Raw genomic sequence first — 15812 nt, 5'->3', positions numbered from 1 at the left:
ACTTAACGCAACCGCGCCAACTACTCGGGTTATAGCAAACCGGCCTTGTTTAGTGCATCTTCCACTATTGGACGAGCAGCATCGGTCAGCGGCGTCATTGGCAGACGCACTGTATCGGTTGCTATCAATCCCAGAGCCTTGCAGGCCCATTTCACAGGGATTGGGTTTGCTTCTACAAACAGATGCTGATGCAACGGCATCAAGCGCTGATTTAAACGGCGCGCTTCGGCAAATTTGCCTTCCGCTGCCAGACGGCAAAGCTCGACCATTTCTGCTGCCGCAATGTTGGCGGTCACAGAAATAACGCCTTTACCACCCAGTTGCATGAAGTCCAGACCGCTGAAGTCATCACCACTCAGCAGAATGAAATCTTCATCATCAACCAGCACTTGGATCTGGCTAACGCGACTTAAGTTCCCTGTTGCCTCTTTACAGGCAACAATATTTTTTAATTTTGCTAAACGAGCGATGGTCGCAGGCAGCATATCGCAGCCGGTGCGAGACGGTACGTTATAGAGAATTTGTGGCAGCGCAGTGCTTTCGGCAATGGCTTTGAAATGCTGGAACAGACCTTCCTGAGTCGGACGGTTGTAATAAGGCGTTACCGTCAGACAGCCAACAACGCCAGAATTCTCAAAGCGTTTGGTTAACGCGATGGCTTCAGCGGTGGCATTGGCGCCCGTGCCGGCAATCACCGGAATGCGGCCATTGGCCAGATCCAGCGTCTGTAGAACGACGTCAGCGTGCTCATCATGGTTCAAGGTTGCAGACTCACCGGTCGTGCCTACGGAAACAATCGCCGCAGTACCACTGGACACATGATAATCAATCAGTTTTTTGAGACTCGCGCGATCGACGGCACCTTTGTCGTCCATCGGCGTAACCAGTGCAACAATACTTCCCGTAAACATTGACCTTCCCCTCCACAAACAGGTGACTCATGGTACTTTTGACACATGGGCAAAGCAAGTAAACAACGTGTCGTAACCGTCTGCCGGACGGTTTTTTTTCTGTTTGCAGACAAATTTCATGTCTGCGATAGTAAGTCTTACAACAGGGCATGACGGGAAGAGCTATTTTGTCACAACCACAACAACATTATTTGGTTATCACCGCGCTGGGTGCCGACAGGCCCGGTATCGTGAATACCATTACTCGTCAGGTAAGTAGCTGCGGTTGTAATATCGAAGACAGCCGACTGGCGATGCTTGGCGAAGAATTTACTTTTATCATGTTCCTTTCCGGGAGCTGGAATGCCATCACACTTATCGAGTCCACGCTGCCGCAAAAAGGGGCCGAGCTCGAATTGCTGATCGTGATGAAAAGAACCAGCGCCTCTGAACGACCGCCGATGCCAGCGACCGTCTGGGTAAAGGTTGACGTGAAAGACTCGCCGCATTTAATTGAAAGATTTACTAATTTATTCCACACACACCAGATGAACATCGCCGAGCTTGCATCCAAGACCACGCCAGCCGAGGGCAGTCGCGAAGCACAACTATCAATCCAGATCACTGCTCATAGCCCGGCCAACACCGATGCAGAAATTATTGAGCAAGCGTTTCATCAGCTATGTACAGAATTGAATGCACAAGGCAGTATTAACGTCATTACGACGTCCTGATAGCGTTTAAAAGCCTGCAGATTAACCTCAGCATTGAGAAAATGATGGAGAATAAAATGAGCCCACTGAAAGCCGGAGATACTGCGCCGCAATTCAGTTTGCCGGATCAAGACGGCGAACAGATTAACCTGGCCGACTTCCAGGGACAGAAAGTCCTGGTCTATTTCTACCCGAAGGCCATGACCCCAGGTTGCACCGTTCAAGCCTGTGGCCTGCGCGACAACATGGATCAATTGAAAGAAGCTGGTGTTGAAGTGCTGGGAATAAGCACGGATAAACCAGAAAAACTGTCCAAGTTTGCTGAAAAAGAGCTGTTGAACTTCACGCTTTTGTCTGATGAAGATCACCAGGTTTCGCATGCGTTTGGCGTTTGGGGTGAGAAATCCTTCATGGGTAAAACCTACGACGGCATTCACCGCATCAGCTTCCTGCTCGACGGCAACGGCAAAGTTGAAAAAGTCTTCGATGACTTCAAGACCAGCAATCACCACGACATTGTTCTAGAGTATGTAACGGGTAATTAATTATCCCCTCTTCCCGCGTTATTTTCAGCGCCAGAAGGTTGGAATGGGGGAAGAAACGATTCAGATTATGAGTCGTCTTTTCCCCCTAAACTTTCATCTATAAAAGAGTGAAACTATTTTCAGTTTTAATTCAAATAGTTAATTCACTCTAGCTTTTCATCCAGCTCGTCAGGCCAAGCGTGATATACCGCTTTCACCAGTGTCGCCAGCGGAATCGCAAAAAACACGCCCCAGAATCCCCAAAGGCCGCCGAAAATCACCACCGCCAGAATAATCACCAGCGGGTGTAGATTTACCGCCTCTGAAAACAGCAACGGCACCAGCAAGTTTCCGTCCAGCCCCTGTACCACCAGATAAGCAATAATCAGCGTCCAGAAATCCGCACCAATCCCCCACTGAAACAGCGCCACGACAAACACCGGAATGGTCACCAGCATCGCGCCGATATAGGGGATCAGTACCGAGAAGCCAACCAGCACCGACAGCAATAGTGAATAACGCATGCCCAAAAAGAAGAACACCAGATAGGTAGCGATGCCGACGACGACCATTTCCAGCACTTTGCCGCGAATGTAGTTGGTGATCTGCTGATTCATTTCGGTCCACACCAGTCCGGCAAGGCCTCTGTCTCGTGGCAGTACGCGGCGCACGGCGCTGAGCATCTGGTCTTTATCTTTGAGCAGGAAAAACACCATCAGCGGCACTATCACCAGATAAATCGACAGCGTCAGAATACCCACCAGCGATGCCAGAGAGTATTTCACCACCGACTCGCCGACCCCTGAAATGCGCGAACGCAGATTGTCGGTCATCATATCGAGAATGCCGGCATCGACCAGCGCCGGGTAGCGTTTTGGCAACGTCGCGGCCATCGCGTAAAAGCGATTGAGCATACTGGGCAGATCGGCCATCAGGTTCACGCCCTGTTGCCAGGTCAATGGCGCGATCACAAACACCAGCAGCATCACGATTCCGGTGAAAATAGTCAGCACAATGCACACCGCCAGCGTGCGCGAGCAGCCACAGCGCTGTAATCGAACGGTGGGCCATTCCAGCAAATACGCCAAAACGATGGCAAACAGCAGCGGCGCAAGAATGCCGCTGCAAAAATAGAGAATACAGAATCCGACCACCAGAATTGCCAGCAGCGCAATCGCCTGCGGGTCAGTGAATCTGCGACGGTACCATTGCAATAACATCTCGAGCATCAGTTTTAACTCCTAAAATCTATTAACCTGTCGCTGACGCATTTGTCGCAGATAGTTCAGGCTTAGTGGTTCCAATGTAGTAACGCTTGATTACAATAGAGGACATCGTTGTTAAGGTGATGATGGCCTTATTTGAACCAGCCTGTAGCGCAAACCTTACCACGGATAGGGGTTTCAATGCCTTACGCTGGCTAAATGTCTAAGATAATTCCGTGTCGTCTCGCAAAACCACTCGCGCGAACTACGCTGAATCCTGGCTAAAAAGGTAATTATGGCAATGCGGCTAAAATTAAAGTTGAGCAGACTCATAACCCGCATGGTGGCGACTGGCCTGATTGTCAGTACTCTGAGCGCAGGCGTTTCTCTATATGCACGAGCCGACAGTGCCGATATGCTTCCTGATATGGGTACCACTGCCGGTGGAACGCTGACTATCGATCAAGAGCTGCAAATGGGCGATTACTATGTGCGCCAACTGCGCGGTAGCGCTCCGTTGATCAACGATCCTTTGATTGACGAGTATGTTAATCAGCTTGGCGATCGTCTGGTATCCCACGCCTATTCCGTGCGTTTTCCGTTTCACTTTTTTATCGTCAACAATGACGAGCTTAATGCTTTCGCCTTTTTTGGCGGTAATGTCGTGCTGCACTCGGCGATTTTCCGTTTTACCGATAACGAGAGCCAGCTAGCGTCGGTGCTGGCACATGAAATCTCCCACGTCACCCAGCGCCATCTTGCCCGTGCGATGGAGGACCAAAAACGTAATTCTCCTCTGACCTGGGTCGGCGTATTAGGCTCCATCCTGCTGGCGATGGCCAGTCCACAGGCGGGCATGGCCGGGCTTACCGGCACTTTGGCGGGCACGCAGCAGGGCATGATCAGCTTTACCCGCGCCAATGAAGAGGAAGCGGACCGCATCGGGCTTCAGGTGCTCCAGCGCTCGGGTTTTAACCCCGAAGCCATGCCAGATTTCTTGCAAAAGCTGTCTGATCAGTCGCGCTATTCGAGTAAGCCGCCGGAAATGCTGCTAACCCACCCTTTGCCTGACAGCCGCCTGTCCGATGCCCGCAACCGCGCGAGCCAAATGCCGCGCATCGTGGTGCAATCATCCCAGAATTTCTACTTCGCCAAGGTGCGTATTCTCGGCATGTACGGTACTGAAGATCACCCGCTGACCGACGATTACCTCAATCAGCTAAGTAACGGTAGTATTCGCGAACAGAACGCCGCCAAATATGGACGCGCCCTGCTGTTCTACAAGGCAAAAAGCTACAATCAGGCACGAACAACTCTTGAAGCAATGCTGGCGAAAGAGCCATCCAATGCGTGGTATCTCGATCTGCTCACTGATATCGATATTGACCAGCAGCACGCCCCGCAGGCGATTGCCCGGCTGGAAAAGGCCAACGCGCCGACCAGCAAAGATCCCGTGCTACAGTTAAATATGGCCAATGCGTATGTCGAAGGAAATGAGCCGGCCAAGGCCAGTCGGCTACTTTACCGTTACACTTACGCTCATCCAGACGATCCCAACGGTTGGGATTTGCTCACGCAGTCAGTGGCCCAGCAGGGTCTGAGAGCGCAAGAGCTAGCGGCGCGGGCAGAAAGCATGGCGCTGGTAGGCCGACTGGATCAGTCAATCAGTATGTTGAGCAGCGCAAGTTCGCTGTCAAAGCTTGGCAGTCTGGATCAGGCGCGCTACGACGCTCGCATCGATCAGCTGCGCCAACTGCAAAAACGCTTCCAGCAATACGAAAAAGGCTGAGGAAGCCGCAATACATTAAGGAGCAGAAAATGAAACACGACGTCGCGATTTACCACAATCCACGCTGTAGCAAGAGCCGAGAAACGCTCGCTCTGCTGGAAGAGAAAGGCATCAAGCCGGACGTAATTCTTTATCTGGAAACGCCACCGTCTCTAGACACGCTAAAAGAGTTGCAGCACAAGCTGGGCTTTTCCTCTGCCAGAGAGATGATGCGAACTAAAGAAGAGGTGTATAAAGAAAAAAATCTGGGGGACAAAAGTGTGACTGAAGAACAGCTATTACAGGCTATCTCAGACAGCCCGCGCCTGCTGGAGCGCCCGATTGTGGTCAAGAATGGCAAGGCTCGTCTGGGTCGTCCGCCGGAGCAAGTGCTGGAAATACTTTAACTCACCGCTACAGATGCAACGTCTCTTTCACAAAGGGGATGGTGAGTTTTCGCTGAGCCGTGATTGAGGCGCGATCGAGCTGATCGAGAGTCATAAACAGAGTGCGCATTTCGCGATCAAGGCGTTTTAACAGGAAACGCCCCACGTCCTCGGGCAGCTCGAAGCCACGCAGTTTGGATCGCAGCTGCAAGGCTTGCAGTTTTTCTTCATCGGACAGCGGCTGGAGACGATAGATTTGCCCCCAGTCAAGGCGTGAAGCCAGATCGGGCAGGCCAAGATTCAGCTGACGCGGCGGGCGATCGCCGGTAATAAACAGTCGGGTGCGACCGGTTTCGAGAATGCGGTTATAAAGATGAAAAACCGCCGCTTCCCATTCTTCATCACCCGCGATACCTTCAATATTGTCGATGCAAACCAGCGCTAGCTGCTCCATTCCGTCCAACACTTCCGGCACAAAATAAGCACGCTTATCCAGCGGAACATAACCAACGGCTTCACCACGCAGGGAAAGCTCGGCACAGGCTGCGTGCAACAGATGGCTGCGACCACCGCCTTCACGCGACCAGAAATAAATGTAGGTGCCATGTTCCTGCTGCAATGCAGTTTGAATAGCGGAGAGCAGCGAGGTGTTCTCCCCCGGATAAAAACTGGCAAAGGTTTCGTCGTCGGGAAGATAAAGTGGCAGGGAAAGCTGTGCCGGTGTATTCAGAAGTACCTCACCAAACTGGCGTAGATCAGACCTGTCTATACAAAAAATATCAGGACAAATAATTAATCGAAGAATCTTAGCATAGGATCCGCGAAGAATTGAACTTTTGGCGTGCCAAGTGCGGGTTAATCAGGCGACATACCGGGCAACGCGCTGTTTGCCCGGTAAAAAACTCATCGTTTAACAAAGCCTGGATCACACCGTTGGCGGGTTGCGCTCGTCTGGAACGTCAATGATCTCTTCTTCACCGCGGAACACGTCGAACAGCTTAAACAGCAGGCTCAGGAACACGCCTACCACCGTTGCCAGCGCCATGCCTTTCAGCTCGGCGGCACCGATGTGAACTTTGGCGCCACTAACGCCGATGATCAAGATAACCGAAGTCAGGATCAGGTTCTTTGGTTTGTTGTAATCGACTTTTGATTCGATAAGCACACGGATCCCCGAAGCGCCAATCACGCCGTAAAGCAGCAGGGAAACGCCGCCCATTACCGGAACCGGTACAGCCTGAATGGCAGCTGCCAGTTTGCCGCAGCAAGAAAGCAGGATAGCCAAAATTGCCGCGCCGCCGATAACCCAGGTGCTGTAGACCTTGGTTATTGCCATGACGCCGATGTTTTCACCATAAGTCGTGTTTGGCGTGGATCCGAAAAAGCCAGACAGCACGGTAGACAAACCATTGGCCAGCATCGAGCGGTGCAGACCGGGGTCACGCAGCAGATCCTTTTTGACGATGTTGGCGGTAACCACTAAATGCCCGACGTGTTCGGCGATAACCACCAGGGCGGCTGGCAAAATGGTCAGAATTGCTACCCACTCGAAACGCGGGGTGTAAAAGGTCGGCAAGGCAAACCAGTGAGCCTTTTCTATCGCCGAGACGTCTACCACGCCCATAAAGTAGGACAGCGCGTAACCGACCAGCACGCCGATGAGGATCGGGATAATGGCCAGAAAACCGCGAAACAGCACAGAACCGAGCACGGTAACTGCCAGCGTCACCACGGAGATAGTTACCGTGGTGCTATCGGCCGAGGTGCCATCGGCAGGCAGTAATCCGGCCATGTTCGCCGCCACGCCCGCTAATTCAAGGCCGATAACCGCCACAATGGCACCCATCGCCGCAGGTGGGAACATCACGTTGATCCAGCCTATCCCGGCTTTTTTAACGATAAGCCCGACGATGCAGAACAACACGCCGCAGACGATAAATCCGCCCAGCGCCGCCTCGTAGCCCATTGGCAACAACAGCAATACCGGAGAAATAAACGCAAAGCTCGAACCGAGATAGGCCGGGATTTTGCCTTTACAGATATAAAGGTACAGCAAGGTGCCAATGCCGTTGAACAGCAACACCGTCGCCGGATTAATTTTAAAAAGAATAGGCACCAGCACGGTAGCGCCAAACATGGCAAAAAGGTGCTGTAAGCTCAGGGGAATTGTTTGCAACAGTGGCAGGCGTTCGCTTACCCCAATGACTCGTCGCGTCATAAATTTACCTTATAATCAAAAATTTACTCTAAATAGTTCGAGTTACAGGAAGGCGGCAAGCCTGTGAGGCCCAGAGAGCATAGATAACTATGTGACAGGGGCGAACGAGCGCGGCCAATGCATCTGCAACTTGAAGTATGACGAGTAAAAATCAAAAAAAAGCCGACTTCTCAGTCGGCTATTGCTTATTTAGTACCAAATATCTTATCGCCTGCATCACCCAGGCCCGGGATGATATATCCCTTGTCGTTCAACCCCTGATCGATAGAGGCAGTGTACAGCTCGACTTCCGGGTGCGCTTTTTCCAACGCAGCAATGCCCTCTGGCGCGGCAACCAGCACCAGAACTTTAATGCTCTGGCAGCCCGCTTTCTTCAACAGGTCGATAGTGGCGATCATTGAGCCGCCCGTTGCCAGCATCGGGTCAACCACCAACGCCATGCGCTCTTCTATATTAGAGGCGAGTTTCTGGAAGTATGGCACCGGTTGTAACGTTTCTTCATCACGGTAAACACCAACAACGCTGATGCGCGCACTTGGCACGTGCTCCAGCACGCCTTCCATCATGCCCAGACCGGCGCGCAGGATTGGCACCACGGTTATCTTCTTACCTTTAATCTGATCAACCTGAACCGGACCGTTCCAACCTTCGATGGTCACTTTTTCGGTTTCCAGATCTGCGGTTGCTTCATAGGTCAGTAAGCTACCTACCTCAGAAGCCAGTTCGCGAAAGCGTTTTGTGCTGATGTCATTTTCACGCATCAGTCCCAGCTTGTGTTTTACCAGCGGGTGTTTCACTTCAACGATCTTCATTTTCTCTCTCTCCTAAGGCTTGCTGACCAAAAAAATCGCGTGATTATAACGCCTTTTATTTTCAACGCCAGCGCCAATAGACTGATACGGATCAATGGATTTGCAGTTAGCGACCGGTTAAGCTTTTTTCAGGGTAATTTGAGTATAGATAGAGAAACATAACGAGACCTCTCGCAAACGTTTGCCTGCGCTGTTAGAATTAGCCCGCGCCATTTTCAACAACCACAAAACGCATACGTCGTGGGGATTCCGCAGTGACCGAAAAGACCTCTCTCAGCTATAAAGACGCAGGTGTGGACATCGATGCAGGTAACGCATTGGTAGACCGCATTAAAGGTGTAGTAAAACAGACTCGTCGTCCTGAAGTCATGGGCGGACTGGGTGGTTTTGGTGCCCTGTGCGCGCTGCCGCAAAAATATCGTGAACCCGTGCTGGTTTCGGGAACCGACGGCGTTGGCACCAAGCTGCGTCTGGCAATGGATTTAAAACGCCACGATACCATTGGTATCGATTTGGTCGCTATGTGTGTAAATGATCTGGTGGTACAGGGCGCAGAGCCGCTGTTCTTCCTGGATTACTACGCGACAGGCAAACTGGATGTGGATACCGCAGCCAGCGTCATCACCGGTATCGCCGAAGGCTGCCTGCAGTCTGGCTGTTCGCTGGTAGGTGGTGAAACTGCAGAAATGCCGGGCATGTACCACGGCGACGACTATGACGTTGCAGGTTTCTGCGTTGGCGTAGTTGAAAAATCAGAAATTATTGATGGCAGCAAAGTTCAGGACGGCGACGTTCTGGTTGCGCTGGCATCGAGCGGCCCGCACTCAAACGGCTACTCGCTGGTTCGCAAAATTCTGGAAGTCAGCAAGGCCGATCCTTTGACTACCGATCTGGCGGGCAAACCTCTGGCCGATCATCTGCTTGAGCCAACCAAAATCTACGTGAAATCAATCCTTAAACTGATTGAAAACGTTGAGGTTCATGCAATCTGTCACCTGACCGGCGGCGGCTTCTGGGAAAACATTCCTCGCGTTTTGCCAGACAATACCCAGGCAATCATCGACGAAGCAAGCTGGAAATGGCCTGACGTGTTCGGCTGGTTGCAGCAGAACGGCAACGTCAGCAGCCACGAAATGTACCGCACATTCAACTGCGGCGTGGGCATGCTGATCGCACTGCCGGCGGAGCTGGCTGATGAAGCTATCGCCCTGCTCAATGATAACGGCGAGAAAGCCTGGGTTATCGGTAGCATCAAAGCTTCCGACTCAGAAGAACGCGTTATCATTAAGTAATAGCTTTTTATCAAGTAATACAAAGGCTACAGCGTTTTATCTACATTATTGGCGCTGTAGCAAGGCGGCAAGTGAGTGAATCCCGATGAGCTGACACCGGTCAGTGATTCGGGTGAACAAGTGAAGCTAACGCCGCTACAGCGTCAAGAGCGAAGGTAACGCCGTTACAGCACCTTTACCGAGCTATTGGCACTGTAGCAAGGCGGCAAGTGAGTGAATCCCGATGAGCTGACACCGGTCAGTGATTCGGGTGAACAAGTGAAGCTAACGCCGCTACAGCGTCAAGAGCGAAGGTAACGCCGTTACAGCACCTTTACCGAGTTATTGGCGCTGTAGCAAGGCGGCAAGTGAGTGAATCCCGATGAGCTGACACCGGTCAGTGATTCGGGTGAGCAAGTGAAGCTAACGCCGCTACAGCGTCAAGAGCGAAGGTAACGCCGTTACAGCACCTTTACCGAGTTATTGGCGCTGTAGCAAGGCGGCAAGTGAGTGAATCCCGATGAGCTGACACCGGTCAGTGATTCGGGTGAGCAAGTGAAGCTAACGCCGCTACAGCGTCAAGAGCGAAGGTAAAAGAAGGTAAAATGAAAAGGATTGTAGTTTTAATCTCTGGTGCAGGAAGCAACCTTCAGGCGTTGATCGATTCCTGCGAGCAGGGAAGAGTCAACGCCAAACTCAGTGCCGTTTTCAGCAATAAAGCGTCGGCTTATGGTCTTGAACGCGCCCAGGCGGCTGGAATTCCCGCCCACGCGTTAGATCCGAAATCTTATGCCGATCGTGCGGCCTTTGATGCGGCACTTGCTGAAGAGATCGACGCCTATCAGCCCGATCTGTTGGTGCTTGCAGGCTATATGCGTATTCTTGGCTCCGAGTTTGTCGATCGTTACGCCGGCCGTATGCTAAACATCCACCCTTCCCTGTTGCCGAAATATCCTGGATTACACACCCACCAGAAAGCTATCGACAATCAGGATGCCGAACACGGTACCTCAGTGCACTTTGTCACTCGGGAACTTGACGGCGGACCGGTTATTTTGCAAGCAAAAGTCCCAGTATTTGAAGAAGATACTGCTGAAGATCTCAACGAGCGCGTGCAAACTCAGGAACACAATATTTATCCGCTGGTCATCAGTTGGTTCGTTGATGGTCGCCTGACTCTGCAAGACGGTCAACCGATGCTTGATGGGCAAGCGGTGCCTGCTCAGGGATACGCCGCGGAGTAATCGCTTTCTAATCTTTGAAAACTTTTAAAACTGGCTCAGGCCGGTTTTTTTATTGCCCACTTTTCGCCAATGTTGTTTCCGTTACCCTCCCCAAACACTGATTCAACGACGCCACGCTACAAAAAGATTAAAAAACGCGCTACAATCGTGAAATATTCAGTCAAATACGTTTTTATAGTTGTTTATGCTGCCAGACAGCACATTCTGCAAGTCAGTGACTCCTGCCGATACCAACAGTTTTTACTGAAATCAATAACACTACTCGTTAAGTTAAATAGAACATTAAGGAAATGTATGTTCAGCTCTAGCCGCATCAGACTCCGTCCATTGGAAAAAGACGACCTGGTGTTTGTACACCGCCTCGATAACAACGCCAATGTCATGCGCTACTGGTTCGAAGAACCTTATGAAGCCTATGTCGAGTTGGAAGATCTTTACGCCAAGCATATTCATGATCAAAGCGAACGTCGTTTTGTTACTGAATTCCAAAATACCCGCGTGGGGCTGGTCGAACTGGTTGAGATCAACCATATTCACCGCCGGGCTGAATTTCAGATCATTATCGATCCGAACCATCAGGGGCAAGGTTTCGCCAGTGAAGCCGCTCGTCTGGCAATGGATTACGCTTTTTCCGTACTCAATCTTTATAAGTTGTACCTGATTGTCGATAAAGAAAATGACAAGGCAATCCATATTTACAACAAATTAGGATTTGAAGTCGAAGCCGAATTAAAAGACGAGTTCTTTGTTAATGGCGAATATCGCAGCGTGATCCGTATGTGCATCTTCCAGCCTGAATTCCTCAGGCGTTATAAAACCAAAAGCGCTGAAAGCCCCGCCATTGAAGCTCTGGGGGCGGGGGTTTTATAGCTTTTTCTGATTTTTTAATTTTGAAGAACTTCTAAATTCATTGGTGCCAAAGACCAAGGAGATTGAAATGATGGACATTCCTGTCAATCTCTCGCAATAATGCAAGCAGATACTAGGCCCTCTCCCTAAAAGCTGCGCAGGCCGAAAAATGCGTCTTGATGGGCCAGGTTTCAGGCTAAATGAACGGAGTTAAAATGGGTCAGGAAAAACTATATATAGATAAGGAACTGAGCTGGTTATCCTTCAATGAGCGAGTATTGCAGGAAGCGGCCGACAAAAGTAACCCCCTGATTGAACGCATGCGTTTCCTCGGCATCTATTCGAACAATCTTGATGAATTCTATAAAGTTCGTTTTGCAGACTTGAAACGCCGCATTCTGATCAGTGAAGAACAAGGTTTTATCGGCGCATCGCGCCATTTGGTCAAAAAAATTCAGGCCAAGGTCATGAGAATCGACCAGGAGTTCGACAGCCTGTATAACGATCTTCTTTTGGAAATGGCTCGCAATCAAATCTTTCTAATAAATGAGCGTCAAGTTTCCGAAAACCAGCAAGCCTGGTTACGTCAGTACTTCAAGCATCATCTGCGTCAGTTTATTACTCCTATTCTGGTTAATCAGGAAACTAATCTGGTTCAATTTCTGAAGGACGATTACACCTATCTGGCCGTGGAGATCATTCGCGGCGAGAAAGTCGATTACGCGCTGCTGGAAATCCCTTCCGACAAGGTTCCGCGTTTTGTTAATTTACCGCCGGAAGCGCCACGCCGACGTAAGCCGATGATATTGCTAGATAACATCCTGCGTTACTGCCTCGACGATATCTTTAAGGGCTTTTTCGATTACGATGCGCTAAACGCCTACTCGATGAAAATGACCCGCGACGCGGAGTATGACCTGGTCACGGAAATGGAATCAAGCCTGCTTGAGCTGATGTCATCCAGCCTGAAACAGCGCCTGACAGCCGAGCCGGTACGTTTTGTTTATCAACGCGATATGCCTGATGAAATGGTTGAGCTATTGCGCGAGAAACTGGGTATTTCCAACTATGATTCGGTGATCCCCGGCGGCCGCTACCATAACTTTAAAGATTTTATTGGCTTCCCCAACGTCGGAAAAGCCAACATGGTGAACCGCCCGCTGCCGCGCCTGCGCCATTTGTGGTTTGATAATTTCCGCAACGGTTTTGCAGCGATCCGCGAACAGGACGTGCTGCTTTACTATCCGTACTACACCTTTGAACACGTGCTCGAACTGTTGCGTCAGGCAGCTTTCGATCCCAGCGTACTGTCGATAAAAATCAATATTTATCGCGTGGCCAAAGACTCGCGCATTATCGAATCAATGATTCACGCCGCGCACAATGGCAAAAAAGTGACCGTAGTGGTTGAATTGCAAGCCCGCTTTGATGAAGAAGCCAATATTCACTGGGCCAAGCGCCTGACCGAGGCCGGTGTTCACGTTATTTTCTCTGCGCCCGGCCTGAAGATTCACGCCAAACTATTTCTTATCTCACGACGCGAAGATGACGAAATTGTCCGCTATGCTCATATTGGGACCGGCAACTTTAACGAAAAAACCGCTCGTATTTATACCGACTATTCGTTACTCACCGCCGACTCCAGGATTACCAATGAAGTTCGTCGCGTATTTAACTTCATCGAGAATCCTTACCGGCCAGTCACCTTTGAACATCTGATGGTTTCACCGCAAAACTCGCGCAGTATGTTGTACGAGCTGATCGATCAGGAAATTGCCAATGCTCAGGCAGGGGAACCGGCCGGGATCACACTTAAAATAAATAATCTGGTCGATAAAGGCCTGGTCGACAGGCTTTATGCCGCCTCTAACTTTGGTGTCAAAATTCGCTTATTGATCCGCGGGATGTGTTCACTAATTCCGAATTTGCCCGGGATCAGTGAAAATATTCAGATCACCAGTATTATTGACCGTTACCTCGAGCACGATAGAGTTTATGTCTTTGAAAATAAAGGCGATAAAAAAGTGTTTATTTCATCCGCAGACTGGATGACGCGCAATATCGATTATCGCATCGAAGTGGCCGTTGCCCTGCTCGACCCGCGCCTGAAGCAGCGTGTGCTCGATCTGTTGGCGATTCAGTTTAGTGACACGGTCAAAGCAAGAATTATTGATAAAGATCTTAGTAACCGTTATGTTCCTCGCGGAAATCGTCGCAAAGTGCGTGCGCAGGTGGCGATCTATGACTATTTGAAGGCTTTTGAACTTGAAAATCAAAAACCCCCTATCGAGCCAGCCTGATGATATTGGAGCAACACACTCATGCCGTTAAATAGCCCGATGACTGCCAAACCACAGGAAATTGCCGCGATCGACCTCGGATCGAACAGCTTTCATATGGTGATTGCCCGCGTCGTAAATGGCGCTCTCCAGGTGCTGGGCCGACTTAAGCAACGTGTCCACCTTGCCGATGGCCTGGATCACTACAATAATCTCAGCGAAGAAGCGATGCAGCGCGGCCTTGACTGCCTCGCCCTTTTCGCCGAGCGCCTGCAGGGTTTCCCTGCCGATAACGTGACTATTGTGGGCACCCACTCGCTGCGTCAGGCGGTTAACGCCGAAGAGTTCCTGCAACGCGCGGCCGAGCTTATCCCCTACCCGATTGAAATTATTTCCGGGCAGGAAGAGGCTCGTTTGATCTTTATGGGGGTAGAACACACCCAGCCCGAAAAAGGTCGCAAACTGGTGATCGACATCGGTGGCGGCTCAACCGAGTTGGTCATTGGCGAAGATTTTGAACCCCTGCTGGCAGAAAGCCGCCGTATGGGCTGCGTCAGCTTTGCCCAGCTGTTTTTCCGCGGCGGTGATATCAATCGCAGCAACTTCAAACGGGCTCGTCTGGCCGCGGCGCAAAAGTTGGAAACGCTGGCCTGGCAGTATCGTTTGCAGGGTTGGCAGTACGCTTTGGGTGCATCAGGCACTATCAAGGCTACTCATGAAGTGCTGGTCGAAATGGGTGAAAAAGACGGTCTAATCACTGCCGAACGTTTGGAAATGCTGGCGACTGAAGTTTTGAAATATAAAAACTTTAACTCGCTAAGCCTGCCGGGCCTATCAGAAGACAGACAGTCAGTATTCGTTCCGGGTCTGGCAATCCTGTGCGGCGTTTTCGACGCACTGGCGATTAAAGAACTTCGCCTGTCTGACGGTGCGCTGCGTGAAGGCGTGCTGTATGAAATGGAAGGCCGTTTCCGTCATCAGGATATCCGCAGTCGTACGGCAAAGAGCCTAGCCGACCACTATAATATTGACCGTGAGCAGGCGCGTCGTGTTTTAGAGACGACCGAAATGCTTTACACCCAGTGGTTGGCACAAAACTCATCTTTAGCACAGCCGCAGCTTGAGTCGCTGCTGAAATGGGCCTCAATGCTGCACGAAGTGGGGCTGAGCATTAACCACAGCGGCATGCATCGTCATTCCGCTTATATTTTGCAAAATTCAAACTTGCCGGGATTCACTCAGGAACAGCAAACGCTGCTGTCGACCTTGGTGCGTTTTCAGCGCAAAGCGATTCGTCTCGACGATTTGCCGCGCCTGAACTTGTTCAAGAAGAAGCATTATCTGCCGCTTATTCAGCTGCTGCGTTTAGGCGCGTTGCTCAATAACCAGCGCCAATCGACTACCCAGCCGGAATCACTGCGCCTGACCACCGATGATAACCATTGGACTCTGCGTTTCCCGGCCGGTTTTATGGCGCAGAACAACTTGGTACAGCTCGATTTTGAACGTGAACAGGAATATTGGAACGATGTTACCGGTTGGAAGTTAATGCTGGAAGAAGAAGACGGTGAGGAAGAAGAACAGGAATAATCGTCTTTTTGTGCAAATCAGAGCTATTAAAAGCAGGGATGCTGTTACTCTTAAGATGCCATT

General features: G+C 50.7%; 14 protein-coding genes. 9 read left to right on the top strand and 5 right to left on the bottom strand.

Annotated elements, in window-relative coordinates; genetic code table 11:
• Positions 1-29: 29 nt before the first annotated feature.
• Complete coding sequence (gene dapA / locus AB3G37_RS06115; RefSeq protein ID WP_009638405.1) at positions 30-911, bottom strand: 4-hydroxy-tetrahydrodipicolinate synthase; 882 nt, start codon at positions 909-911, stop codon at positions 30-32.
• Between the two features lie 149 nt (positions 912-1060).
• On the opposite strand from dapA, the gene AB3G37_RS06110 reads away from it, so the two are divergent.
• Positions 1061-1624: a glycine cleavage system transcriptional repressor gene (locus tag AB3G37_RS06110; RefSeq protein ID WP_369790033.1), complete on the top strand. Its 564-nt coding sequence runs from the start codon at positions 1061-1063 to the stop codon at positions 1622-1624.
• Positions 1625-1680: 56 nt separating this feature from the next.
• Positions 1681-2148, top strand: coding sequence for a thioredoxin-dependent thiol peroxidase (bcp, locus tag AB3G37_RS06105; protein ID WP_009638407.1), 468 nt, complete (start codon positions 1681-1683; stop codon positions 2146-2148).
• A gap of 143 nt (positions 2149-2291) precedes the next feature.
• Here bcp and AB3G37_RS06100 read toward each other — a convergent pair whose 3' ends face one another.
• On the bottom strand, positions 2292-3356 hold the full coding sequence (locus AB3G37_RS06100; protein WP_369790032.1) for an AI-2E family transporter: 1065 nt from the start codon (positions 3354-3356) through the stop codon (positions 2292-2294).
• A 316-nt stretch (positions 3357-3672) separates the two neighbouring features.
• Here AB3G37_RS06100 and AB3G37_RS06095 point away from each other — a divergent pair, with 316 nt between their 5' ends.
• Positions 3673-5121, top strand: a complete 1449-nt coding sequence (locus AB3G37_RS06095; protein WP_369790905.1) for a M48 family metalloprotease — start codon at positions 3673-3675, stop codon at positions 5119-5121.
• Positions 5122-5150: 29 nt separating this feature from the next.
• Entirely contained in the window at positions 5151-5507 is a 357-nt protein-coding gene (gene arsC / locus AB3G37_RS06090; RefSeq protein ID WP_369790031.1) for an arsenate reductase (glutaredoxin), read from the top strand.
• Between the two features lie 7 nt (positions 5508-5514).
• Here the strand turns inward: arsC and hda are convergent, their stop codons facing one another.
• From hda to upp, 3 genes are all read right to left on the bottom strand, one after another.
• Positions 5515-6216 (bottom strand): DnaA inactivator Hda, encoded by a 702-nt coding sequence (gene hda / locus AB3G37_RS06085; RefSeq protein ID WP_037379161.1) that lies wholly within the window; start codon positions 6214-6216, stop codon positions 5515-5517.
• A gap of 195 nt (positions 6217-6411) precedes the next feature.
• A complete protein-coding gene (gene uraA / locus AB3G37_RS06080) occupies positions 6412-7704 on the bottom strand; it encodes a uracil permease (RefSeq protein WP_009638412.1) in 1293 nt (430 codons plus the stop codon).
• Positions 7705-7889: 185 nt separating this feature from the next.
• A complete protein-coding gene (gene upp, locus AB3G37_RS06075) occupies positions 7890-8516 on the bottom strand; it encodes a uracil phosphoribosyltransferase (protein WP_009638413.1) in 627 nt (208 codons plus the stop codon).
• Between the two features lie 254 nt (positions 8517-8770).
• On the opposite strand from upp, the gene purM reads away from it, so the two are divergent.
• The 5 genes from purM to ppx all read left to right on the top strand — a co-directional run bounded on the left by purM (position 8771) and on the right by ppx (position 15749).
• The gene (gene purM / locus AB3G37_RS06070) at positions 8771-9808 is read left to right on the top strand and encodes a phosphoribosylformylglycinamidine cyclo-ligase (RefSeq protein ID WP_369790030.1); all 1038 of its coding nucleotides are present in this window, start codon (positions 8771-8773) and stop codon (positions 9806-9808) included.
• A gap of 584 nt (positions 9809-10392) precedes the next feature.
• Positions 10393-11031, top strand: coding sequence for a phosphoribosylglycinamide formyltransferase (gene purN, locus AB3G37_RS06065; RefSeq protein WP_009638415.1), 639 nt, complete (start codon positions 10393-10395; stop codon positions 11029-11031).
• 294 nt (positions 11032-11325) lie between these two features.
• Positions 11326-11901 carry a spermidine N1-acetyltransferase gene (gene speG, locus AB3G37_RS06060; RefSeq protein WP_009638416.1) on the top strand — a complete coding sequence of 192 codons (576 nt, stop codon included), beginning with the start codon at positions 11326-11328 and terminating at the stop codon, positions 11899-11901.
• Between the two features lie 194 nt (positions 11902-12095).
• The gene (gene ppk1 / locus AB3G37_RS06055; RefSeq protein ID WP_369790029.1) at positions 12096-14180 is read left to right on the top strand and encodes a polyphosphate kinase 1; all 2085 of its coding nucleotides are present in this window, start codon (positions 12096-12098) and stop codon (positions 14178-14180) included.
• Between the two features lie 21 nt (positions 14181-14201).
• Positions 14202-15749, top strand: a complete 1548-nt coding sequence (ppx, locus tag AB3G37_RS06050; protein ID WP_369790028.1) for an exopolyphosphatase — start codon at positions 14202-14204, stop codon at positions 15747-15749.
• Positions 15750-15812 lie beyond the last annotated feature (63 nt).

Source organism: Rouxiella sp. WC2420, assembly GCF_041200025.1.
GTDB lineage: Bacteria > Pseudomonadota > Gammaproteobacteria > Enterobacterales > Enterobacteriaceae > Rouxiella.
Note: the sequence above shows the minus strand (reverse complement) of the source record. Positions and strands in the feature narration are given on the sequence as shown.

Bases quoted from the DNA above. Each gene is read 5' to 3' on its own strand.
- bcp (WP_009638407.1), top strand. From the start codon at position 1,681: ATGAGCCCACTGAAAGCCGGAGATACTGCGCCGCAATTCAGTTTGCCG.
- ppk1 (WP_369790029.1), top strand. From the start codon at position 12,096: ATGGGTCAGGAAAAACTATATATAGATAAGGAACTGAGCTGGTTATCC.
- speG (WP_009638416.1), top strand. From the start codon at position 11,326: ATGTTCAGCTCTAGCCGCATCAGACTCCGTCCATTGGAAAAAGACGAC.
- AB3G37_RS06100 (WP_369790032.1), bottom strand. From the start codon at position 3,356: ATGCTCGAGATGTTATTGCAATGGTACCGTCGCAGATTCACTGACCCG.
- dapA (WP_009638405.1), bottom strand. From the start codon at position 911: ATGTTTACGGGAAGTATTGTTGCACTGGTTACGCCGATGGACGACAAA.
- arsC (WP_369790031.1), top strand. From the start codon at position 5,151: ATGAAACACGACGTCGCGATTTACCACAATCCACGCTGTAGCAAGAGC.
- ppx (WP_369790028.1), top strand. From the start codon at position 14,202: ATGCCGTTAAATAGCCCGATGACTGCCAAACCACAGGAAATTGCCGCG.
- purN (WP_009638415.1), top strand. From the start codon at position 10,393: ATGAAAAGGATTGTAGTTTTAATCTCTGGTGCAGGAAGCAACCTTCAG.
- upp (WP_009638413.1), bottom strand. From the start codon at position 8,516: ATGAAGATCGTTGAAGTGAAACACCCGCTGGTAAAACACAAGCTGGGA.
- AB3G37_RS06110 (WP_369790033.1), top strand. From the start codon at position 1,061: ATGACGGGAAGAGCTATTTTGTCACAACCACAACAACATTATTTGGTT.
- AB3G37_RS06095 (WP_369790905.1), top strand. From the start codon at position 3,673: ATGGTGGCGACTGGCCTGATTGTCAGTACTCTGAGCGCAGGCGTTTCT.
- uraA (WP_009638412.1), bottom strand. From the start codon at position 7,704: ATGACGCGACGAGTCATTGGGGTAAGCGAACGCCTGCCACTGTTGCAA.